At 68.4% G+C, this 23,235-nt stretch carries 17 protein-coding genes; 10 read left to right on the top strand and 7 right to left on the bottom strand.

From position 1 onward, the window contains the following. The 8 genes from OV208_RS39445 to OV208_RS39410 all read left to right on the top strand — a co-directional run bounded on the left by OV208_RS39445 (window position 1) and on the right by OV208_RS39410 (window position 14,353). On the top strand, window positions 1-984 hold the full coding sequence (locus OV208_RS39445) for an ABC transporter permease (protein ID WP_267579134.1): 984 nt from the start codon (window positions 1-3) through the stop codon (window positions 982-984). Beyond that, a complete protein-coding gene (locus OV208_RS39440) occupies window positions 977-2,746 on the top strand; it encodes a dipeptide/oligopeptide/nickel ABC transporter permease/ATP-binding protein (protein ID WP_267579133.1) in 1,770 nt (589 codons plus the stop codon). The genes OV208_RS39445 and OV208_RS39440 overlap by 8 nt, the downstream gene beginning before the upstream one ends. Next, the gene (locus OV208_RS39435; protein WP_267579132.1) at window positions 2,743-3,738 is read left to right on the top strand and encodes an ABC transporter ATP-binding protein; all 996 of its coding nucleotides are present in this window, start codon (window positions 2,743-2,745) and stop codon (window positions 3,736-3,738) included. Before OV208_RS39440 ends, OV208_RS39435 begins: the two co-directional genes overlap by 4 nt. Then, window positions 3,719-5,089: a GH1 family beta-glucosidase gene (locus OV208_RS39430; protein WP_267579131.1), complete on the top strand. Its 1,371-nt coding sequence runs from the start codon at window positions 3,719-3,721 to the stop codon at window positions 5,087-5,089. The genes OV208_RS39435 and OV208_RS39430 overlap by 20 nt, the downstream gene beginning before the upstream one ends. Beyond that, window positions 5,086-8,388, top strand: coding sequence for a glycoside hydrolase family 2 TIM barrel-domain containing protein (locus OV208_RS39425; protein ID WP_267579130.1), 3,303 nt, complete (start codon window positions 5,086-5,088; stop codon window positions 8,386-8,388). The genes OV208_RS39430 and OV208_RS39425 overlap by 4 nt, the downstream gene beginning before the upstream one ends. A gap of 13 nt (window positions 8,389-8,401) precedes the next feature. Beyond that, window positions 8,402-8,956 (top strand): hypothetical protein, encoded by a 555-nt coding sequence (locus tag OV208_RS39420; protein WP_267579129.1) that lies wholly within the window; start codon window positions 8,402-8,404, stop codon window positions 8,954-8,956. After that, entirely contained in the window at window positions 8,953-9,633 is a 681-nt protein-coding gene (locus OV208_RS39415) for a putative glycoside hydrolase (RefSeq protein ID WP_267579128.1), read from the top strand. Before OV208_RS39420 ends, OV208_RS39415 begins: the two co-directional genes overlap by 4 nt. Before the next feature lie 319 nt (window positions 9,634-9,952). Continuing rightward, window positions 9,953-14,353 carry a discoidin domain-containing protein gene (locus OV208_RS39410; RefSeq protein ID WP_267579127.1) on the top strand — a complete coding sequence of 1,467 codons (4,401 nt, stop codon included), beginning with the start codon at window positions 9,953-9,955 and terminating at the stop codon, window positions 14,351-14,353. Between the two features lie 98 nt (window positions 14,354-14,451). Here OV208_RS39410 and OV208_RS41305 read toward each other — a convergent pair whose 3' ends face one another. Further along, window positions 14,452-14,820 (bottom strand): hypothetical protein, encoded by a 369-nt coding sequence (locus tag OV208_RS41305; RefSeq protein WP_324291457.1) that lies wholly within the window; start codon window positions 14,818-14,820, stop codon window positions 14,452-14,454. On the opposite strand from OV208_RS41305, the gene OV208_RS39400 reads away from it, so the two are divergent. Then, entirely contained in the window at window positions 14,807-14,959 is a 153-nt protein-coding gene (locus tag OV208_RS39400; protein ID WP_267579238.1) for a hypothetical protein, read from the top strand. The two genes, OV208_RS41305 and OV208_RS39400, sit on opposite strands and share 14 nt — an antisense overlap. A 53-nt stretch (window positions 14,960-15,012) precedes the next feature. Here OV208_RS39400 and OV208_RS39395 read toward each other — a convergent pair whose 3' ends face one another. Beyond that, window positions 15,013-17,463 carry an Ig-like domain-containing protein gene (locus OV208_RS39395; protein ID WP_267579126.1) on the bottom strand — a complete coding sequence of 817 codons (2,451 nt, stop codon included), beginning with the start codon at window positions 17,461-17,463 and terminating at the stop codon, window positions 15,013-15,015. 156 nt (window positions 17,464-17,619) lie between these two features. Beyond that, window positions 17,620-18,279: an SRPBCC family protein gene (locus tag OV208_RS39390; protein ID WP_267579125.1), complete on the bottom strand. Its 660-nt coding sequence runs from the start codon at window positions 18,277-18,279 to the stop codon at window positions 17,620-17,622. Window positions 18,280-18,650: 371 nt separating this feature from the next. Between OV208_RS39390 and OV208_RS39385 the strand changes: the two genes are divergently transcribed. After that, the gene (locus OV208_RS39385) at window positions 18,651-19,622 is read left to right on the top strand and encodes a WD40 repeat domain-containing protein (RefSeq protein ID WP_267579124.1); all 972 of its coding nucleotides are present in this window, start codon (window positions 18,651-18,653) and stop codon (window positions 19,620-19,622) included. A gap of 51 nt (window positions 19,623-19,673) precedes the next feature. Here the strand turns inward: OV208_RS39385 and OV208_RS39380 are convergent, their stop codons facing one another. The 4 genes from OV208_RS39380 to OV208_RS39365 form a co-directional block, all read right to left on the bottom strand. Next, complete coding sequence (locus OV208_RS39380; protein WP_267579123.1) at window positions 19,674-19,880, bottom strand: cold-shock protein; 207 nt, start codon at window positions 19,878-19,880, stop codon at window positions 19,674-19,676. Continuing rightward, the gene (locus OV208_RS39375; RefSeq protein ID WP_267579122.1) at window positions 19,816-20,241 is read right to left on the bottom strand and encodes a cold-shock protein; all 426 of its coding nucleotides are present in this window, start codon (window positions 20,239-20,241) and stop codon (window positions 19,816-19,818) included. The genes OV208_RS39380 and OV208_RS39375 overlap by 65 nt, the downstream gene beginning before the upstream one ends. Window positions 20,242-20,363: 122 nt before the next feature. Further along, window positions 20,364-20,894: a polymer-forming cytoskeletal protein gene (locus OV208_RS39370; RefSeq protein WP_267579121.1), complete on the bottom strand. Its 531-nt coding sequence runs from the start codon at window positions 20,892-20,894 to the stop codon at window positions 20,364-20,366. Between the two features lie 89 nt (window positions 20,895-20,983). Next, window positions 20,984-23,077, bottom strand: coding sequence for a cation:proton antiporter (locus OV208_RS39365; protein WP_267579120.1), 2,094 nt, complete (start codon window positions 23,075-23,077; stop codon window positions 20,984-20,986). Between the last annotated feature and the right edge of the window lie 158 nt (window positions 23,078-23,235).

Below are 23,235 nucleotides of genomic sequence, written 5' to 3'. Positions count from 1 at the left end.
ATGGGTCGCTACATCCTCCGGCGCATGGGCTTCTACCTCATCGCCGCGTGGGCCTCGCTCACGCTCAACTTCGTGATTCCGCGCCTTGCTCCCGGTGACCCGGCCGCGGCCATGTTCGCGCGCTTCGAGGGCAAGGTGGCCCCGGAGGCCATGGGCGCGCTGAAGGCCGCCTTCGGCTTCACCGACGCGCCGCTGTACGCCCAGTACTTCACCTACCTGAAGCACCTGATGCAGGGCGACCTGGGCATGTCGTACGCCTACTTCCCGTCGCAGGTGACGGAGGTGATTGGCACCGGCCTGATGTGGACGGTGGCGCTGGCGGGCGTGGCGGTCATCATCAGCTTCGCGCTGGGCTCCTTCCTGGGCGTGCTGGCCGCGTGGAACCGGGGAGGGTGGCTGGACTCGGGCCTCGCGCCCGCGCTCGCGTTCCTGGGGGCCTTTCCGTACTTCTGGCTGGCGATGCTGGCGCTGTACCTCTTCGGCTTCGTGCTGGGGTGGTTCCCGCTGCGCCACGCGTACGGGCACGACATGGAGCCGGGGATGACGTTCGCGTTCGCCGCGGACGTGGCCCGGCACGCGGTGCTGCCCGCGATGTCCATCGTCGTGGCGACGCTGGGCGGGTGGATGCTCGGCATGCGCAACACGATGGTGGCCACGCTGGGCACGGACTCCATCCGGCTGGCGCACGCGCGCGGCCTGCCTCCCCGTCAGGTGATGCTGCGGTACGCGGCGCGCAACGCGCTGTTGCCCAACGTCACCAGCTTCGGCATGGCGGTGGGCTTCGTGCTCTCCGGTTCGCTGCTCACGGAGATCGTCTTCTCCTATCCGGGCACGGGCTACCTGCTCATCCTCGCGGTGCGCAATCAGGACTACCCGCTGATGCAGGGGCTGTTCCTGGTCATCACCCTCGCGGTGCTCGCGGCGAACTTCGCCGTGGACCTCATCTGCCTCTGGTTGGATCCGAGGACCCGCTCGAATGCGTGACTCCCTGCGAAGGCTGCTCCGCCACCGGAAGGCGGCGGTAGGCGGCAGCCTGCTCTTGTTCTTCCTCCTGCTCGCCCTGGTGGGCCCCTGGTTCGTGATGGATCCGACGGACTTGGTCGGCCGTCCGCACCAGCCGCCCTCGTCGGCGCACTGGTTCGGCACCACGGGCCAGGGGCAGGACGTGCTCGCCCAGACGGTGGTGGGCGCGCGCGAGACGCTGGCGGTGGGCTTCGCGGTGGGCGCGCTCGTGACGCTCGTCGGCGCGCTCATGGGCGTGACGGCGGGCTACCTGGGCCGCCGCGTGGACGACGTGCTGTCGCTCACCACCAACGTGTTCCTCGTGATTCCCGGCATGCCGCTGGCCATCGTGCTGGGCGCGTACCTGCCGTCCGGCCCCCTGCGCATGGTGGCGGTGCTGACGGTGGCGGGCTGGGCCTGGAACGCGCGCGTCTTCCGCGCGGAGTCGCTGGCCTTGCGCGGACGCGACTTCGTGTCCGCGGCGGTGGTGACGGGGGAGAGCCACGCGCGCATCGTGTCGCGGGAGCTGCTGCCCAACATGGCGTCGCTGCTGGGCTCATCGTTCATTGGAAACACGCTCTACGCGGTGGGCGCGCAGGTGGGCCTGGAGTTCCTGGGCCTGGGCGACGTCAGCGCGGTGACGTGGGGCACGAACCTGTACTGGGCCGGCAACGACGCGGCGCTGCTCACGCGCTCGTGGTGGATCTTCGTCCCCACGGGCATGTGCATCGCGCTCGTGGGCTTCGCGCTCACGCTGGTGAGCTCCGCCATCGATGAGATGACCAACCCCGCGCTGCGCGTGCACAAGCCCGCGCCGCTGCCCAAGGGGACCGTGGCCCCGGTGCACGTGGACCGGCCCGCGCCGGGCGTGCTCCTGAGCGTGCAGGATCTGAGCATCGACTACGCGACGGAGAAGGGTGCCTCCCGCGTGGTGGACACGGTGTCCTTCGACCTGGCGCCGGGAGAAGTGTTCGGCCTCGCGGGCGAGTCCGGCAGCGGCAAGTCCACCATCGGTTCGGCGCTGCTGGGCCTCCTGCCGTCCTCCGCGCGCATCACGCAGGGGCGCATCCTCTTCAACGGCATGGATGTCACCGCGCTGGAGGGCGCCGGCCTGCGCGCCTTCCGCTGGCGCCAGGTGTCCATGGTGTTCCAGAGCGCGATGAGCGCGCTCAACCCGGTGCTGACGCTGGGTGAGCAGTTCCACGACACGCTGGCGGCGCACGGCCGCGTGTCCCGCGCCACGTCCTACGCCCGCGCGCGCGAGCTGCTGGGCATGGTGGGCCTGTCGCCGGACCTCGTCACGGCGTATCCCCACCAGCTCTCCGGCGGCATGCGGCAGCGCGTGGGCATCGCGCTGGCGCTGGTCCTGGAGCCCCGGCTGGTCATCATGGACGAGCCCACCACGGCGCTGGACGTCGTGGTGCAGAAGGAGCTGCTCCAGCGCATGGTGGAGCTCAAGCAGCGCCTGGGCTTCGCCATCCTCTTCATCACGCACGACCTGCCGCTGCTGCTCGCGCTGTCGGACCGCGTGGGCATCCTCCAGGGCGGCAAGCTGGTGGAGCTGAACACCTCCGAGGGGCTGCGCACCAACGCGCGCCACCCGTACACGCAGCTGCTGCTGTCCTCGTTCCCGCACCTCATCGCGGGCGACGTGTCCGTCACGTCGCACGCGACAGCGGCCCCGGAGCTGTCGGTGTCCCGGCCGTCCATGCGCGTCGCCGCCATCCCTGGAGGTCACCGATGAGCGCGCCCCTGCTGGAGGCCGAAGGGCTCACCCGCAGCTTCACCGTGGGAGGCTTCTTCTCTCGCGAGCGTCGACCCATCCTCAAGGGCGTGTCCTTCTCCCTCCAGCAGGGGGAGATCGTCGCGCTGGTGGGCGAGTCCGGCAGCGGCAAGAGCACCCTGGCCCGGCTGCTGGCCCGGCTGGACATGCCCGACGCGGGGCACCTGCGCCTCGCGGGCCGCGACGTGCTCGCGGATGGCAGCGCGCAGGCGTCGCTCGACTACCGCGGGCGCGTGCAGATGGTGTTCCAGGATCCGTTCGCCTCGCTCAACCCCGTGCACACGGTGGCGTATCACCTGGAGCGGCCGCTCGTGCGCCACGGCCGGGTGCCGAAGTCGGGGCTGCGCACCAAGGTGCTGTCGCTCCTGGAGTCCGTGGGCCTGACGCCCGCGGAGCACTTCGCCAAGCGCTTCCCGCATGAGCTGTCCGGCGGCCAGCGCCAGCGCGTGGCGGTGGCGCGCGCCCTGGCGGTGGAGCCGCAGGTCATCATCGCGGATGAGCCCACGTCGATGCTGGACGTGTCCACGCGCAAGGGCGTGCTGCAATTGCTGCGCGGCCTCACGCAGGAGCGCGGCATCGGCATCCTGTTCATCACCCACGACCTGGCGAGCGCGCGGCACCTGGCCGACCGCATCCTCGTGCTCTACGCGGGCACGGTGGTGGAGGCGGGCCGCGCCGAACAGGTGCTGGGCCAGCCGCGCCACCCGTACACGAAGCTGTTGCTGTCGGCCGTGCCGGATGGCGTGGACTTCCTCCAGGCCGCGCTGCCGGTGCGCCCCGCCACGGGCCTGCCTCCGCTCGTGGGTTGCCCCTTCGCCCCGCGCTGCCCTGTCTCCGAGCCGCGCTGCTCCACCGTTCCTCCCCCCGACGTCCTGCCGGCCGCGAACCACCTCGTTCGCTGCCACCTTGAAGCTTCGAAAGGAGTTACCGCCGATGCGTCAGTTTCCTCCTGACTTCCTCTGGGGTGTGGCCACCTCCGCGTATCAGATTGAAGGTGCCACCACGGTCGACGGTCGTGGCGAGTCCATCTGGGACCGCTTCGCCGCCACGCCCGGGAAGATCAACGACAAGTCCGACGGCTCGGTGGCCTGTGAGCACTACCGCCGCTGGCCGGAGGACATCGAACTGATGCGCTGGATGGGGCTGAAGTCCTACCGCTTCTCCATTGCGTGGCCGCGCATCCTCCCCACCGGCCGGGGCCAGGTGAATACCGCCGGCGTGGACTTCTATTCCAAGCTGGTGGACTCGCTGCTGGGCGCGGGCATCGAACCCTTCGTCACGCTCTACCACTGGGACCTGCCGCAGGTGCTGGAGGACCAGGGCGGCTGGCCCGCGCGCGCCACCGGCGACGCCTTCGTGGAGTACGCGGACGTGATGAGCCGCGCGCTGGGGGACCGCGTGAAGCGGTGGATCACCCACAACGAGCCCTGGTGCATCAGTGTGCTGGGCTACGGCAACGGCGAGCACGCGCCGGGCCACAAGGACTGGTCCAAGGCCCTGGCCGCGTCGCACCAGTTGCTCTTGTCCCACGGCAAGTCCGTGCAGGTCATCCGCTCCAACGTGAAGAACGCGGAGGTGGGCATCACGCTCAACCTCACGCCCGGCGAGCCCGCGTCGCCCAGCCCCGAGGACGCGGACGCGTGCCGCGACTTCGACGGCGGCTTCAACCGCTGGTTCCTGGAGCCCCTCTACGGCCGTGGCTACCCCATGGACGTCGTGGAGGACCACGTGAAGGCGGGTCGCATCCCGAACGCGAAGCTGGACTTCATCCAGGAGGGCGACCTCAAGACGATCGCGGAGCCCACCGACTTCCTGGGCGTGAACTACTACTCGCGCGCGGTGCTGCGCAGCAACCGCATCCCGGAGGAGAAGAACGCGCCCCGCACGGTGTTCGTGAACCCGGCCAAGACGGACATGGACTGGGAGGTCTACCCGAAGGGCCTCACGAAGCTGCTCGTCCACCTGGAGAAGGAATACAAGCCGGGCCCCATCTACATCACGGAGAACGGCTGCGCGTACTCCACGGGCCTGAGCGCGGACGGACGCGTGCACGACACCCAGCGCGTGGACTACCTGCGCACGCACCTGGAAGCGTGCGCGGACGCCATCGGGCAGGGCGTGAACCTGGCGGGCTACTTCGCCTGGTCGCTCCTGGACAACTTCGAGTGGGCGTACGGCTACGAGAAGCGCTTCGGCCTGGTCTACGTGGACTACGCCACCCAGCAGCGCACCCCGAAGGACAGTGCCCACCTCTACCGTGACGTCGTGGCCCAGAACGGCCTGGACGTGGAGCAGGCCGCTTGAAAAAGCTCTTTTTGACGACGACGTGTCTGGCGCTGTGCAGCGCGCAGGCCGTGGCGCAGCAGCCCGGGGCAGGGGCGCCCATCCAGGCGCCGGCCGCCAGCCAGCCGCCCTCCGCGGGCCCCGTGGATGCCACGGCGCCGGCCGCTCCGGTCGCCCCCGTCGAGGCCGCACCGGCCCCGGTGGCCGCGCCCGCGCCCCCGCCCGAAACCACCGTGCACGGCGCCGCCATGCGCACGACGGTGACGCGCGTGATCCACGACGAGCGCGGCTTCAAGCTCCAGGTGGACGGCCGGGACTTCGCCATCCACGGCATCAACTGGGGCTACACGCCCATCGGTGAGAACTACCGGTACTCGCTCTGGATGCAGTCGGAGGACTTCATCAAGCAGGTGCTGGCCAAGGAGATGGGCCTGCTGCGCGACGCGGGCATCAACGCCATCCGCCAGTTCGACGACATCCCGCCCCAGTGGGTCGAGTACATCTACCGGAACTACGGCATCTACACGATGCTCAACCCGCTGATGGGCCGCTACGGCCACGCCGTCAACGGGGTGATGGTCCCCAACATCGACTACTCCAACCCCGCGCACCGCAAGGCCATCCTCGACGCGCTGGCGCAGAAGGTCGAAGTCTACCGCGACGTGCCCGGCGTGCTGATGTGGCTGCTCGGCAACGAGAACAACTACGGCCTGCACTGGACGTCGTTTGAAATCGAGGCGCTGCCCGGCCACGAGGACGCCGCCCGCGCGGAGTCGCTGTACACGCTCTACGGTGAAGCGACGCGCACGGTGAAGAAGCGGGACACGAACCACCCCGTGTCCATCGCCAACGGCGACCTCCAGTACATCGACCTCATCGCCAAGCACTGCCAGGACCTGGATGTGCTGGGCACGAACGTCTACCGGGGTGCCACCGCGCGCGACATGTTCGCGGAGGTGAAGCAGAAGCTCAACAAGCCGGTGTTCTTCTCCGAGTTCGGCGCGGACGCGTACGACGCCAAGGCGGGGCGCGAGGACCACGTCGCGCAGGCCGAATACCTGCGCACGCAGTGGGAGCAGATCTACCTGGAGAGCTACGGCCAGGGCCTGTCGGGCACGGCCGTGGGCGGCTTCGTGTTCCAGTGGGTGGACGGCTGGTGGAAGATGGGCCAGGAGGCCAACCTCTCCATCCACGACACCACCGCGTCCTGGCCCAACGGGGGCTACACGTCCGACTTCGTCCCCGGCCAGAACAACATGAACGAGGAGTGGTTCGGCATCGCGGCCCTGGGCCCGCCGGACGACAACGGCATCAGCGGCATCCAGCCGCGCACCGCCTACTACGTGCTCCAGGCCGCCTTCCGGTTGGATCCGTACGCGCCCACGACGAACCCGGACACCATCCGCCAGTTCTTCGCGGGCATCCGCCCCTCCGCGCTCACCAGCAGCTACACGTCGTCGGTGGCGCTGGCGCGCACGGAGGAGCTGAGCGCGGTGCGGGTGTCCAACCTGCGGCTGCTCCTGGACAGCTCGCTGTCTCGCGGCAGCATCGCGACGGTGCGTCCCAACCGCAGCTCCGCGGACCACACCCAGTCCGTCTACTTCGACCTGGCGGTGCAGCCGGCCAGCGGCGTCTACGGCCGCGCGTCGTTCAACGTCGTGGGCAACGTGGCGCAGAACCGGCTCAACAACCTGTTCTACGAGAACCGCGGCGCGCGCTCCACGCCGGGCGTGGGCACGGCGAATCCCGTCACCCCCGGCTCACCGCAGACGTCCAACAACCCGTTGGACCGGCTGGCGCTCTATCAGGCGGAGTTCAAGGTGGACCGGGCGGACTTCGCGCTCGAGGGCTACTACCGCACCGGCCACTACCACTGGGGCGAGGAGGGCGACTTCTTCGGCCTCTACCGCGAGGCCAACTACGGGCCGAACCTGGACATCTACAACGGCAACGCGCCCTTCGGCGTGGTGTTCAGCGGCAAGCGCAACCTGGAGGGCCTGAAGGTGGCGGTGGGCCCGGAGCTGTACTGGGGCGCGAACCCCTCCGCCGTGGCCAAGTACCGCAACAACGTGGGCCCGGTGAACATCACCCTGGTGCACCAGGAGGACCTGGCGCAGGGCGCTTCGTCCAGCACCGCCTCCGTGGTGCGTGAGCGCATCGCGCGCAGGACGGCGCTGAACTTCCAGTACGCCACCGGCAAGATGGTCCTGGACGTGGGCGGCCTGCTCTCCGCGCCCCAGCGCATCGGCGAGACGTTCACCTACACGCGGCAGGCGGCCGCGGACGCGCCCAGCTACCTCAACAGCGGCTACGACGTGCTCCAGGATCAGGTGCAGTTCCTGGACACCCTGGGCGCCAAGGCGCGGCTCACCTACGACATGGGCATGGTGCGCTGGCTCCTCCAGTCCTCCATCCGCGGCCTCGTCGCGGACAGCGGACCGGAGCAGGCCAACATCATCACCGGCTGGAGCCTGCGCGAGAGCGGCCGAGGCAACCACTACGCCGGCCAGCTGGGCGCCGCGCTGCAGTTCGGCATGATTCAAATCTCCCCGAACCTGCTCTACCAGAAGCCCCTCGTCGGGCCGAACCCGACCATCAACGACGCGTTCGACCCCGCCACGGGCCAGTACTTCGCGGGCGTGAAGCCGCGCAGCGTGCTGGTGGATGCCTTCACCGTGTTGGACAACCGCGAGACGCTGGGCGCGGAGCTGCTCATCACCTTCGACCCGACGCCCGGCACCTGGTTCTGGGCGTGGGATCGGGATCTGCGTGAGGACGCGCCCTTCGCGGCGGGCCTGGACATCGTCTACCGCCACCAGCCCACGTCGCGTGACGCCAGCATCGCCATCCTCGCGGATGGCAGCACCATCGCCTTCGGCCGCTCGCCCGTCGCCCGCGACGAGTGGGAGACGACGCTGCGCATGGTGGGCAATCCCAGCCAGCGCCTGCGCCTGTTCGGCACGGCGTTCGTGGGCAGCAACCAGTCCGCGGGTGAGGACGACCGGCAGATCCACCGCTTCGGCCTGGACGCCTCCGCGCTCTACGACACGCTGCTGTTCGCGGCGCAGATGCGCTTCAACGACTGGGGCCCGTACGACTACCACCGCGTCTTCAACCTCACCTACCCGGTGCAGCTGGGCGGGGATTTGTCCTACGGGTTGAAGAAGCCGGTGCTGGGCGCGGTGTCCACGCGCTTCGGTCTGCGCGGCCTGGTCCGCATGCTGGATGAGTACTCGGAGGGCCTCAACGAGCGAGGCATCACCGAGGGCTTGAAGGGCCGCGAATACGAGGTGGGCGCGTATGCCATCCTTTCTCTCTGAGGGACGACGCATCATGAGGACTGCTCTGCTGGTGGCCGCCGTGGTGTCGCTGTCCGGCTGCTACGAAGATCCGACGATCATCTACGGCCGCTCGCTGGAGGACATGACCTTCGTGGTCACCGACCCCCTGATGGGCGTCTACCCGAACACGTCCGTGCTGGACGACCCGTACAACCCCTTCCGGTTGTCGGGCGTGGGCACCGAGACGAAGTGGGACATCCAGGCCAGCGCGAGCCCCGTGGCGGGCTTCTATTCCTGGGCCACCATCCTGGCCCAGGGGCCGTACGGCGAGGCGCAGTACTACGTGGGCGTCCAGCTCGCGGCCATCTACCAGCGGGGCCTGGCGGATCAGGCCAGCCTTCCGCAGACGCGGGAGATGGCGGTGAAGGCCTTCCAGTCCGTGCTCGACAACTTCCCGGACGCGGTGACGTACGACGCGTCCGGCACCATCGCCTATGACCTGGTGACGCCCGCGTACAAGGGCGTCGTGGAGCTGGGCGGCACGGTGACGGGCGGCTGGGTGATGGTGAAGACCTCCAGTGGTGCGGACCGGGCGGTGAAGCCATGAAGACGCCGTTGTTTGGATTGCTGTTGATGCTCTCCGCCTGCCGCCCGGATCCGGGCCCGGCGGACTACTCGGACCAGGGCCCCATCGGGAGCAACAACGACGGTGGGACGGACCCCGAGGAGGAGGTGCTGCCCGGGCCGTTCCCCTTCGAGGACGGTCAGCGCCGCCTGATGGTGGGCATCTTCTACGAGACGGGCCACTCCGAAGAGGTGGTGCTCGACAACGTGGACACCAACTTCTACCTCTACGACAACACCGTCTACGTGGAGGACATCTTCGACCCCGTGGGAGACCGCGTGGAGGGCAAGTTCTCCACGAAGATCGTCCAGAACGGCAAGCCGTGGATGGGCTTCGGGGTGCACTGGACCAACGTGCACAACCTGGACGCGTGGAAGACGCTCCACGTCAGCATGAAGTCCTCGGAAGCCGCCTTCGCGAACGTGAAGATCGGCATGTCCAGCGGCGTGAAGACGGATGAGAAGGGCTATCCGCTCGTCGCCTCCAAGTACGGCTATGTGAATGACGGTGCGTGGCATCACCTGGCCATCCCCATCGCGGACTTCACCGCGGCGGGCCTGAAGCTCAACGCCGTGTCGTCACCGTTCACCTTCGCCGCTGAAGGTGGTGTCGCCGGTCAGTCTCTCCTGCTCGACAACTTGTACTTCACCGCGAACTAGGCAGGACGCAGTGCCAGGAGGGTGGGTCGGCTGTCGAGGATGACAGCCGGAACGCCCGAGCCTTGTCTTGACGTCACCGGCGCCCCCGCGTCCGGCGCCGTCAGGGCGGGGAAGCAGTGGCTCCAGCCAAGGCAGTCCCTCTGCGTTTGACGCGCGTCCTGGTCGCGCGTCCAGACGCATGCCTCACGGTGGTTCCTACTCAAGGAGTCGTCCCCCAATGTGTGAATATTCAACGGATTTGTCAAGAACGGGCACAAGCCCCGTTCTGCTCGAAGCACCACCCGGTGTCTGGCTAAGGAAGGCCCTCGTCGCGGTCGCGATGCTGGTCTCCGTGCTGGCGGCCGCGCCGGCCCAGGCCCAGACGAACGTCGCTCTGAACCGACCCACCACGACGTCCTCCGCGGAAGACATCTTCCTGGGGCAGTACGCGGTGGACGGCAATGGCGGCACGCGCTGGGGCAGCGCCTTCACGAACAATGAATGGATCACCGTGGACCTGGGGCAGACGCGCACGATTTCGCGCGTGGTGCTGACCTGGGAGGCGGGCTACGCCACGGGCTACAAGATCCAGGTGTCGGCCAACGGCACGACGTTCACCGACGCGCTTACCGTGATCAACGGCGACGGCGCGGTGGATGACCTGTCGCTGCCGGCGGGGACCACCGGCCGCTACGTCCGCATGCAGGGCGTCACCCGCTCGGGCGCGTTCGGCTATTCCCTCTGGGAGTTCGCCATCTATGAGACGGGGGGCACCACGCCTCCGCCCGTCACCACGGACCTGGCGCTGAACAAGCCGGCCACGGCGTCCAGCGTGGAGGGCAACTCCGAGTACCTGCTGCCGGGCTTCGCGTTCGACGGCCTGGGCACGACGCGCTGGGCCTCCGTCTCCGAAGTGGATCCCCAGTGGATCCGCGTGGACCTGGGTTCCTCCCAGGTGGTGGGCAAGGTGGTGCTGGAATGGGAAGGCGCCTACGGCAAGACGTATACGATTGACGGCTCCAACAACGACACCACGTGGGTCACCCTCAACACGGTGACCAACGGTGTCATCGGCCGCCGGGAGATTCCGGTCTCCGGCACCTACCGCTACATCCGCATGCGCGGCACGGAGCGCGGCACCGGCTACGGCTACTCGCTGTGGTCCTTTGAGGTCTACCAGTCCGGCGGCACCAACCCTCCGCCGACGCAGACCACCAACCAGACCCTCAAGCTGAACTTCCCGGAGCTGGCGTACGCGAAGATCAACGTGTCGCCCGCGCCCATCAGCGTCACGCCGGTGCCGGAGGAGGGCAACACCACGCCGTCCGTGCGCAACCCTCCCGGGCCGTTCACCTACCAGCTCACGTTCCCGCCCAACACGACGGTGACGCTGTCGAAGAACCAGTTCTCGCCCACCCAGCCCAACACGGACATCCGTCTGGCGGTGGTGGACTACAATGGCAGCCAGCAGCGCGGGCAGTCCGTCAGCGCGCTGGCGGTGCAGGGCGCGGACTGGAACGTGGAGATCTACTCCACGGGCAATGGCCCCACGGATCCGCGCGACCCAACCATCATCCCGGACCCGTACGTGGCGCCCGCGCCGCTGCCGGTGACGGGTTCGTTCCGGCTGGTGACGCCGACGAACAATACGATGGTGACCACGACGCGCCGTCCCACGCTGACGTGGGCCCCCGTCACGGGCGCGACCAACTACAGGCTCTACGTCAACCTGTCGCGCAACGACTACGACTGGATGGCGCCGGGCAGCCTGTTGGAGCGCTACACGCAGGTGGCGTCGCAGACGGGCACGTCCTTCACCTTCACGGAGGACCTGCCGGATCGCTGGACGTACAAGTGGTACGTGGTGGCGACGCTGTCGGGCAGCACGCCGCGCTCCGACATCGGCAACTTCAGCGTGTACCTGCCAACGGTGGAGACGCAGGCGGACGGCGTCAACATCATCAATGGCTCGCGCGACCTGAACAAGAACGGCACCATTGAACCGTACGAGAACTGGCGCAACCCCATCTCCGTGCGCGTGAGCGACCTGATGGGCCGCATGACGCTGCATGAGAAGGCCATGCAGATGTTCTACGACGCCAAGGAGTACCCGCTGGCGGGCTTCCAGATGGGGCCGCTGTCCCCCACGGACATCCCGATGTTCCAGAGGGCGTCCGCGGCCACGCGGCTGGGCATCCCGCACATCGACGCGGGTGACTCCATCCACGGCTACAAGACGAGCTGGCCCACGCAGCCGGCGCTCGCCGCTTCGCGCGACCTGGACACCGTCTATGAGATGGGTGACATCCAGCGCCGCGAGCAGATCGCCATTGGCAGCCGAGGCACGCTGTCTCCGCTGGCGGAGGTGAACACCAAGGTCCTCTATCCGCGCACGCAGGAAGGCAACGGCGAGGACGCGGAGCTGGCGTCGGGCATCACCCGCGCGCTCATCGCCGGTCTCCAGGGCGGCCCGGAAGTGAACCCGAACTCCATCTGGGTGACGACGAAGCACTGGCCGGGCCAGGGCGCTGGCGGTGAGGCGGGCATCACCTACGACGGCACCACCATCCACTACCACATGCGTCCGTGGCACGCGGCCATCGAGGCGGGCACCAGCGGCATCATGCCGGGCTACGCTGGTAGCTGGCTGCTGGGGCCGGAGGGGTACGGCGCGGGCGACAACCCGGGCATCCTCAACTACCTGCGCACGAAGCTGAACTACGACGGCGTCATCTGTTCGGACTGGCTGCCTTCCGGCGCGTGGGTGCGGTCCGCCACGGCGGGTTCGGATGTCATGGGCGGCGCGACGCCGTCCGCGATGGCCAACTTCGAGAACGAGGTGCCGCTGGCCCGCATCAACGATTCGGTGCGGCGCATCCTCGACCTGAAGTTCCGCCTGGGCATCTTCGAGGACCCGTACAAGAACGGCCCTGCGGGCACCTCCGAGTGGCACACCGCCACCAGCAAGGCCGCGGTCCGCCGCGCTTCGCAAGGCGCGATGACGCTGCTCAAGAACGACGGCGCGCTGCCCCTCCGGCTGCCGGCGGGTGGGAGGATCGTCATCGCGGGTCCCCGCGCGGACGACATGTCCTGCATGGTGACCTGGCGGTCGGACTTCCATGGCTACGAGTTCGGCGATCCGACCATCTACACGGCGGTGAAGGCGCGCGCGGAAGCGGCGGGCCTCACGGTCTACAAGGATGCCGCCCCCGCGGGCGTGACGCCGGATGCGGCCATCGTGGTGGTGGGTGAGAGCTACTTCACGCACGGCACGGAGTGGGACAAGGAGAAGCCGTACCTGCCTGGAGATCCCATTGGCCCGGCCCACGACGCGAAGTGGGGCGACCAGTTCGGCGTCATCAACAGCTTCAAGTCGCGGGGCATCCCCACGACCACGGTGATGATCATGCCGCGGCCGTATGTCCTGACGAACGTGATGCCCATCTCCAACGCGTTCCTCATCGCCTACCGACCCGGTGACATGGGTGGCTTCGCGGTGGCGGACGTGCTGTTCGGCGACGTGCTGCCTCGCGGCAAGACGCCGTGGCAACTGCCGCGTGCCATGAACCAGATTGGCACGGACGTGGAGAACGACCAGCTGGAGCGTTGGGATCTGCCGTACGACCTGGGTGCGACGGCCGCGGAGCGGACGACGATCCGCGCGAAGATCGCCGCGGGCGAGCACATCGAGCCCATCTACGGCAACCCGCTGTTCCAGTACGGCGCGGGCATCCAGGGCTTCGGCCTGACGGATGCGACGGCGCCGGTGGCGTTCAGCCTGCTGACGCCGACGAACAACCTGGTCATCACCGGCACGCGTCCGGCGTTCACCTGGAACGCCAGCAGCGATCCGCAGACGGGCATCCAGCGCTACGAGGTCTTCATCGACGGCAACGCGGCGCCGGTGGCGATCACCAAGACGCCGTCCGCTCCGCTGGAGAGCCTGAAGCTGGCGAACGGGACGCACACCTGGTTCGTCAAGGCGTTCAACTGGGCGAACGGGGTGACGCAGTCGCCCACGTTCACCTTCACGCTGAACGACACGACGCCTCCGGGGGCCTTCGCGGCGCTGTCGCCGTCGGCGGGCCAGGCGGTGCCGGGCACGGCCACGCGCTTCATCTGGGAGCAGACGACGGACGTGGGCGCGGGCGTGTCGGAGTACGTGCTCATCGTGGACGGGGCGGACCGCACGCCGACCATCCTCCGGAGCGCGGCGACCCCGGCCGGGACGAACCTGGCGCGGGGCAAGAACGTGGCGGCCACCTCGTCCGAGTTCGGCAGCCCGAACGACGCGGTGGACGGCAGCCTGACGACGCGTTGGTCGAGCGTCGGCACGGCGACGACGGGTGACACCGACTCCATCACGGTGGACCTGGGCGCCATCTACAGCATCAAGCGCATCCTGCTGAACTGGGAGGCCGCGTACGGCCGGCGTTACGTCCTGGAGACGTCGCTGGACGGTGCGACCAACTGGGTGGCCCTGAGGACGGTGGACACCGGCGACGGTGGCATCGACGACTGGACGGGCCTCACGGGCGTGGGCCGCTACGTGCGCATGCGCGGCGTGCAGCGCGCGACGGCCTACGGCTACTCGCTGTGGGAGTTCGAGGTGTACGGCGTGGGCACCGAGCAGACGACGGTGAACGGGCTGGCCACGGGCACGCACACGTGGCGCGTGCGCGCGGTGGACGGCGCGAACAACACCACGCTGTCTTCCGGGCCTGTCACCTTCACGAAGTAGCCGGGTGAGGGTTTGAGCTGAAGGGGAGGGGCGGCCGGAAGACGGCCGCCCCTTTTCTGATTCTTGACGACCCGTGGATGAGGGGCGGCGGCGGTCCTTCAGGTCCCGCCTTCGTCGACGACCGCCTGGATGGCCTGTTCCAGCCAGCGGCGGGTGGAGGTGTTGCCCGACGCGGACAGGTGATGGCCGGGCTTCCGCACCTGGGCGCCACGGCCCGGCAGCTGTATGTCTTTCCGCGCACCCCCTCGGGGGTCGGCGTGCGCGCCAACCAGCCGACGGACGAGGCCTGGGCGAAGTCGCTCCAGCCGGGCTGGCAGCAGGAGCGCATCCGCAACTTTTCCGCGATCGTCTCCGGCCGCCAGCAGCCCGTCGACATGGTCAACGACGGCTGGACCTACATCTTCCAGGGGCAAGCAGTTGGTGCGCATCGACCCGGCCACGGGAAAATCGACGGTGGTCGCGAGCAAGCTGCGCATCGGCCAGCCCGAGAGCGCTCCCTTCCCGCCGGGCTACCTGCCCACGGGCGTCGCCGTGGGGCGCTCGGGTACCGTCTACCTGACGTCCGACATCGAGAGCGCCCTCTACCGCTTCGTCCCCGAGCCCTGAGAGGACGGCCAGGCCGACGCAGGAGCCATGGACTCCTGCGGCGACGCCGCGGCTCAGGGTTCGATCTGCGGCTGCAGCGTCCAACTGAAGACGCCGTCGAACATGGAGACCGTCCCGGACAGCTCGCCATTCGGCTTCACGAGCGCCGGTGTGGCGGTGGGTTCACCCGAGTCCGTGAAGAGGATGTTCCCAAGGGCATCCAGCTCCGGTCCCTGGCAGTCCTTGCCACTGACGGCGACGCTGATGATGCGTCCGTCGCCGAGCGCCGCTCTGTACGAGCGCGATGCGTGTGACAGCCAGTCCTGGATGTCGGGCTCCGTTGACTTCAATTCATTGAACGGGTTCATCAACATCGCCCCGCCCGTGGGCCCCAGCGAGTACTTCGTGGGCCCGTGCGAGTAGTTGCAGCCATGGCGCGAGTAGCTGATGTCGAGCGTGAGGTCGCCGCTGGGCATCATGAGCATGAACGCCCCGAGCCGCTTCGTGTGCGGGAGTTTCGGATGCTCATAGGCCGTGGACGTGGAGTCCCCCAGCACCTGGAACTCCAGGTTCGCGTCGGTGACCTTTCCCCGGCCCGACCAGCCCGCCCCCATCAGGACCGCCTTCGAAGTGCCCTTGTACTTCCAGCAGCCCACGTTGCTGCGCTTGAGGTACGGCGTCTTCGCCGCCGTCAGGCTCCCGCCGCCGCCGGGCGCGAACTTCGCGTTGCTGGTGATGATGATCAGGTCCTGCGCCCGCTGTGACTTCATGTCGCGGCAGAGCCCCACGTACTCGTAATCGCTCCAGTCCTCCTCGTGCCACGTCCCGCTCGCGTCGTTCCAGAGCGCCAGTACCTTCACGGGATCCTTCGACTCGGTGATGTTCTTGAACCACCCGTTGTGGAACAGCAGGGAGCGCGTGTTCGGGTCGCTGAACGTGAAGTGGTGGTAGCTGTTGGCCAGGTTGTTCAGCTCGGTGGGAAGCTCTTCCTTGTGTTCGGGCGCGCCGGCCAGGTCGCCCTTGAGCGCCTTGAACTTCACCTTTTCCGTGAGGTTGTCCCACGCCTTGAAGGACTCCGCCTTGGTGTCGATGGGCGCCTGGTTCCAGAGCACCTTCGCGAACTCCGGCCAGACCTTCTCCAGCTTGCCGGGGATGACGGAGTCCACCGCGGTGAGGCTGGAGGTCTCCGTGGTCAGCTTGTCCAGCGCCGCCACCACGACGCTCGGGCCGTGCTTCTTCGACAGGTATTGGAAGAACAGGTAGGCGCCGTAGTCGCGTGCGGCATCGCCCGCATCCGGCGCGGTGCAGTGGTTCTTGGTGCGGTTCTCAAGGTGGAGGTCCGGGGTGCTCATGAAGCAGTCGGCGTATTGGTGTTCGAGCTGCAGCGACTGTCCATACACCTGGTCGATGGCCCAGTTCGCGGTCGCATCCCGGATCCACCCGTAGCGGCTCTGCCAGTCCTTCGTCTTGTAGGCCCACTGGATGGCGTGCATCAGCTCATGCGTCGCCCCGGCCTTGAGTTCACCATCGCCAAGCCCGTCCCAGAGCTGGATGTAGGTGCGCGCCTGCGTGTTGCTGAGACCTTCCGGGATGGTCAACCCGTAGCCGCCCATGTTGCGGACCAGGTAGAGGTCGAGCTGGGAGCTGCCCCCGTTGCAGCCGATGGAGTCCTCGTCGGTGAGCGGCTCCTTGAGTCCCAGCGCCATCAACTTCGGCCAGATCTCCTTCTCGATGGCATCGTCGAGGAGCTGGGCCTGCTCGCGTTGACCCGAGACGGCGTACTCGAACCAGACCTTCACCTTCGCGGTGGACTTCGACAGGGAGTACCAACCCCCGCCGCTTTGGCGGCAGGTGGGCCGGCTCATGCTGCTCAGTCGGGCGTCGGGCAGGGGCGCGTTGAGCCAGCTCCCCGGGTCATCCGGGCGCAGCAGGTACATTCCGAGCTCTTGCTGCATCGGCGCGGAGAGGCTGTCGAAGCGCTCGCGCAGCGCTTCGAGGACGGTGACGTCGAACCCCCGTTCGACCCGTGCCTTGTACTGGAGGGGCAGGCGGGGATCGCTGAATGCCGCGTACACCTGGTAGGCCAGCAGTTCCTCGTCGTTGATGAGGCCGGCTTCACGCGCGGACGCCAGCACCTCGTCGCTCGAGGGCTGGGACGCGTCGGTGGGCATCACGATCACCGACAGGGTCGCGCTCGCCGCCCCCGCCTTGGCGGTGATGACCGTGCCGCCGGCGGCCACGCCCTTCAGCCGGCCGTTCGTCACCGTGGCGTACTCCGGCAGGTAGGAACTCCAGGTCACCTGGACGTTCCTGAGCACCTGGCCGGTGTTGTCGACCGCCTGGGCGGCCAGCGTCAGGGATTCACCCACCAGCAGCGTCGCCCCGTTCGGGGAGAGGGTGAGCGCGGCGACCTTGTCGGTTTCGTCGTCCTCACCAGGGGTTGGATCAGGTTCGGTGGAACCGCAGGCAAGGACGAACGTGAGCAGGCACAACGCGAGCCGGGAGGCTCCACGAAACACAGGCATTGCCAGACCTCGTAGTGTCGAAGAGGCAGTACAAATACCATGGGTGATTCCCGGAGTGACGCCGGGTCGTGCAATGACAGATTGTCGTGAAACAAGAAGCCCCTGTTGCCTGGGAGGCAACAAGGGGCCGGGAACCGCAAGGGATTGGCGTGGGGACTACGGCGTGGGCACGGCCACGGCGGGAGCGCCCTCGGTGGGCGCGGCGGCGGCGGTAGCGGCGGCGGCCTCCTCGGCGGCCTTCGCCTCGGCCTGCTTGCGGGCGGCTTCGGCCTCCGCGCGCTTGGCGACCTCGACCTTGGCGGCGGCCTGCATGCTGGCGAGGCCCTTGTCGAAGTCCTTGCCGACCATCTTGTCCATGTCGATGAAGACCGAGAACGCCTTGCTCATGAAGCCGTTCTCACCGGTCATGGTCCAGGTGACGGCGGTGCCATCCTGCACGGGCTTGAACGTGAACGTCGTGGTGTTGGTGGCGGCGAAGGGCTTGATGAACTCCAGCTTGATGCGGACGGACTCGTTCGCGCGGCTCTCCTCGTTGGTCATCCGGCCTTCGCCCACGTCGGAGTTGCCCGTCCACGCGTAGGTGGCCCCGGTGCCCGACTCCGCGCCGCCGAAGACGCGCTTCAGGTTCGGATCCAGGTTGTCCCACGGAGACCACTGGCTCCACTGGTGGAAGTCGTTCACCAGCGCGAAGGCGACGTCCGGCGTGCCCGGCACCGTGGCGGTGCGCGACAGCGTGAAGGTGTCGGGGCGAGTGGCGATGAAGGCGAGCAGCAGCACCAGCGCGGCGGCAAGGCCAATGGCGATCTTCTTGAGCATGGGTGTCCTCGGAACGGCAGCCCCGGGAAGGGGCGCAGGCGTCTTAGGCCCTCCATCCTCCGGCGCTCAAGCCCCCACCTGGAATCGGAGGGGACACCACCCAGGGTGCGCCAGGGGTGACGCCCGGAGTCGTGCCCGCCCTCCTTCGTGTGAGCCCACACGGCGCGTGGGCTACAGCGGCCGGATTTCACGGTTCCCGTCGCCGTGTCGCCGTCCCTCTGAGCCACCCCTGGGGAAATCCAGGCGGTGTCCTTGAATCTTGGAACGGTGGGAAGCGAGCCATCCCGACCTGGGGTCGCGGGGGGCGACGGGCGCGTCCAGGTCCGCACGCCCTGTTCGGGGCGGATCCCGTATCCTGGCCGCGAATGCGCGTGCCTTCCCCCCTGCTGACCCCCGACACCGCACGGAGCCTGTCCCTGGTGCGGACGCTGGGCGAACCGGACCGCTCTCCGCACGCCCTGAGACAGGTGCTGGGCTGGGACGCGTCGTCGCGCTACCTGCTGTCGGTCCGGAACCGGGGGGAGGATCAACTGCGCTGGTGGGACCTGGAGGCGGACGGGTGCACGCCGCGCTTCACGCGCCCGCTGGCCGGTGGGGTGGCGGCGTGGTTCCTGCCGGATTCCCAGACCCTCCTGTCCGTGACGTTCCGGGGCGCCCTCCAGACCTGGTCGGTGACCGACGGCGCCCTGGTGTCCACGGTGAAGACCGGGATGTCCGTATCGGGGGCGTGTCTGTCGTTGGATGCCACGCGATTGTTGCTCACGGCCCCGGGCGGACGCGTCCTGCTCTGGGACCTGCGCAAGAACTGGTTGATCTGGCGACGGGATGATCGCGCGCTCTTCCATGGCTGTGCGCTCTCCCCCGATGGGGTCTTCGCCGCCGCGGGGGCCGCCGAGGAGCGCGAGGGCGCGGTGACCCTCGCGTCGATCCGCCTGTGGGAGGCGAAGACAGGGAAGCTGGTGGGCAGTCGCTCCTTCGAGTCCTCTCGCATCTGGACCGTGGCGTTCGTCCCCTCAGGAGACCAGCTCATCGCCGCGAACACGGCGGGGGAGCTGCTGTTCCTGAGCCTGCCCTCACTCGACGTCGTGCGAGTGATGAAAGGACCGGGTTCGGGAGTCCTCCAGTTGGAATTCAACCCTGCGGGCTCCCTGATCGCGGCCAGCCCGGACACGAGCGCCTTCGTGGTGCTGAACGCCCACGATGGACAAGAGCTCTTCGCCTATTCGGACCTGGACGACATGGAGGGCAGCTCCGTGGCGTTCTCTCCGGACGGACGCTTCGTGAGCTGGGGCATGGACGACGGCAAGGTGGGAATCTGGGGGGCCGCCCATCGCACGGGCTGAGCAGGCCAGCCTCGTTGGAGGTCTGTCGTTGCCCTGGCCCGCCTTGTGGCCCTACGCCCTTCGCCGGAGGTTCTTCACCTCGGGGGCCGCGCTGCCTGGAATGGGATCGAACTCCACCCGTTGACCCTCCTTGAAGTCGGGTCGGTCCGTGGCGGCCAGGCAGACGAATTCAAAGAGCAGGTCGTGTCCGCCCTCATCCGGGGTGATGAATCCAAAGCCCTTGATGGGGTCGAAGCACTTCACGGTTCCACGTCCCATGATGCTGTTCCCTGGGTTCACCCCTGGAGAAGCCCGGGGAGCCCGTGGGAAGCGATGCTCCTCGGGCCTTGCTGAACCTGTGGACGCCCGCGAAGAACCCATCCCGCCCCTCGGGCTGGGCCAACTCATCCTGGAGTTCAGTCACCCGCAGCCAGGGAAGGCTCCAGCGGTTTGACGTGAATCGCCCGTGGCCCGTGAAGTACTCGAAGGAGACGGCCTGTCCCCGGGTGAGGATGGGGTCGCCCTCCGCTTCGATGTCTTCCCGGAGGACGACGACGTGCGCGCCCCGGCGATCGGGAGCGATGAAGCCAAAGCCCATCGCGAGGTTGAACCACTGCACGATGCCCGTTCGTCTTCGCATCGCACGGAATCTGGGAATGGCAGGGATGAACCCCATCCGACCCGGGGTCGCAGGGGGGCAATGGGCGTTCAGCCCATCATCTCCAAACACCGCACCCGGCGCGACAGCCGGGGCCGCGCGCCTCAGACATCCTTGTCGTCATCGTCGTCGAGGATGTGGCACTTCTGATCCTCGTCGAGCGCCTTGCCGATGACCTGCTTCACCAGGTCCTCGCCGTTGAGCTCCATCGAGAAGTTGACCTTCTCACCGCCCACGTCCTCCTGCTTGTCCACCTTGAGCTTGCCGCCCAGGGCCAGGGCACTCCCGTCAACGCGCGCGCCCGCGGGCACCCGCACCTCGCCGCCCAGGGACACCACGTCGCCCTTCACCCGCGCCCCGGCCTCCAGGATGACGCGGCCCCGGACGGCGGCCACGTCGTTGTCCACCACCGCGCCCTTCTTCACGATGACGTCCCCGTCCACCGCGACCGCGTCCTTGATCTTCTCCCCGGGCTCGATGATCAGGTCCGTGCCCTGGACCGCCTTGCTCCCGTCCTTCACGTTGACGCAGACCCGCTTCACGGGGGCCTTGGCCGGCTTCGCGGGCTCCGCCGCCAGCGCAGGCACGGCCAGCGAGCAGGCGAGGACGAGGGTCGGCAGGAAGGGGCGGCGCATGGTGGAAGCCTCCGTGACGCGGAAGATGCGGAAGGGGGACGGCATGCCATGCCTACGGCCGGCCCCGTCCCCCCATTGCATCCACCGCATCACACCGGTGCGGCGTCCACCCCGGCTCCAGCGCCCCCGCCGAGCACGTCCTTCGCCGCGTCGATGGCTTCGTGCGTCCCCGCGAGCGCCAGGATGTCCCCCGCGCGCAGCACCTCCTGCGCGGAAGGCACCAGCACCCCTTCGGTCCCCCGGCGGATGGCCAGCACCGTGGCCCCCGTCATGCCGCGCAGGTTGAGCTCCGCCAGCGTGCGGCCCACCGCGGCGCTGGACGCGGCGAGCGCCACCGACTCCGGCTCGCCCAGGCCCGGCAGCAACTGACGCACCTTGTGCAGTACGTCCGGGGCGGGTTCGTCGTCGCCCGTCTTCGCGTGGGACTGGGTCGCCAGCGCTTCGACAATCACCTGCGCTCCGGCGCGCATGTGGCCCTGCAGGTGCGTGGCGCTCCGCCAGAAGGCGAACCCCAGCACTCCCAGTGAGATGAGCAGCAGCACCGCGCCCGGGAAGCCTGGCAGGAACGGCTGGGTGATGGCCACCACCGGCGCGCCCACCATGAAGACGCTCGCCAGTTGCAGCGCCACCACGAGCATCCGGCGCGGCGCCGCCGCCAGGTCCACCTTGCCGCCCGGCACCGCCGGCAACGCACCTTCCGCCAGGACGACGCCCAGCCGGCGCGCCACGCGGATGATGCCCACGCAGAAGGGCAGGGCCAGCACGACCGCCAGACCGATGACGATCATCGGGGTGAAGGTCACGTTCCCCTCGATGCGCGAGTCGATGTACGCCGTCACCTGGGGCAGCATCACCGACGTGCCGATGACGATGACCGTGAGCAGCGCCGCGTCCAGCAGCAGCATCATCGCCATGCGCCGCACGTTCGCGCCCACCGTCTTCTGGCGCGGCGACGTGCGCAGATTCTCCACCCAACTGCCGTACAGCGACGCGAAGGTCTGCAGCGGCGCGGGCAGCTTGCGGTCCACCCAGTTGGCCAGCGGCCCGGAGGCGCGGATGAGCCACGGCGTCGTCAGTGTGGTGATGGCCGACACGGCCACCGCCACCGGGTACAGGAAGGTGCCCGTGGCCTTCAGCGTCAGGCCCAGGCCCGCGATGATGAAGGAGAACTCGCCAATCTGGGACAGGCTCAGGCCCGCCTGCACGGACGTGCGCGTGCCGTTTCCGGTGAAGAAGGCGCCCAGCGTGACGCTGATGATCTTCCCGAAGACGACCACCAGCGTGAGCACCACGATGGCCAGCCAGTGCTCGCGGATGAGCGCCGGGTCGATGAGCATGCCCACCGACACGAAGAACACCGCGCCGAACAGGTCGCGCACCGGCTGCACCAGATGCTCAATCTCCTTGCCCTCGCCGGACTCCGCCACCAGCGAACCCGCGAGGAACGCGCCCAGCGCCACCGAATAGCCGAACGCCTGCGCGAGGAGCGCGATGGCGAAGCAGATGCCGATGCTGCTCACCAGCGTCGTCTCCGGACGCTGGAGCTTCGTGATGGCGCGCATCACCCGGGGCACCACCAGCAGGCCAATGACGACCAGCCCCACCAGGAACGCGGCCAGCTTCCCCACCGTCAGCGCAAGGTCGCCCGCGGACAGGCCGGAGCCCGTGGACACCGCGGTGAGCATGGCCATCAAGAGGATGCCGATGAGGTCCTCCACGATGAGGATGCCCACCACGATGCTGCGCAGCGCGCCCCGGATGTTCTGCTCGTCGAACGCCTTGGCGATGATGGTGGTGCTGGAGATGGCGATGCAGCAGCCGGTGAACAGGCTCTCCAGCATCGTCCAGCCGAAGGCGCGGCCCACGATGAAGCCCAGCCACACCATCACGCTGCACTGGATGACGGCCGTGAGCCCCGCGGTGGGGCCCACCTGGAACAGCCGGCGCAGGCTGAACTCCAGTCCCAGGGAGAACATCAGCAGGATGACGCCCAGCTCCGACAGCGTCGTCACGATGTTGGGGTCCGCCACCAGCGGGATGGGCACGTGCGGCCCGATGATGACGCCCGCGAGGATGTAGCCCAGCACCACCGGTTGGCGCAGGCGCTGGAAGAGGACCGTGGTGACCGCCGCGACACAGAGGACGGTGGCGAGGGCTTGGAGGAAGGCGTGGGCGTCGTGCATGGGAGGCGCCTCGGAGGAGCGGGGGCGGTCCAACCCCTGGGATGCGGGCGGGGGCAGGGGACCGTCGTGGATGGAAGGGACATCCCGCCTTGGGGGTGGGACGTCCGGATTCGCGGGCCCCGACCCCGCCTGGACCGCGCGGAGCCGGGGGCTCACTG

It is taken from the genome of Corallococcus sp. bb12-1, from assembly GCF_026626765.1.
In the GTDB taxonomy this organism is placed as follows: domain Bacteria; phylum Myxococcota; class Myxococcia; order Myxococcales; family Myxococcaceae; genus Corallococcus; species Corallococcus terminator.
The sequence above is the reverse complement of the archived record's forward strand: the minus strand, read 5'-3'. Positions and strand labels throughout refer to the sequence as shown.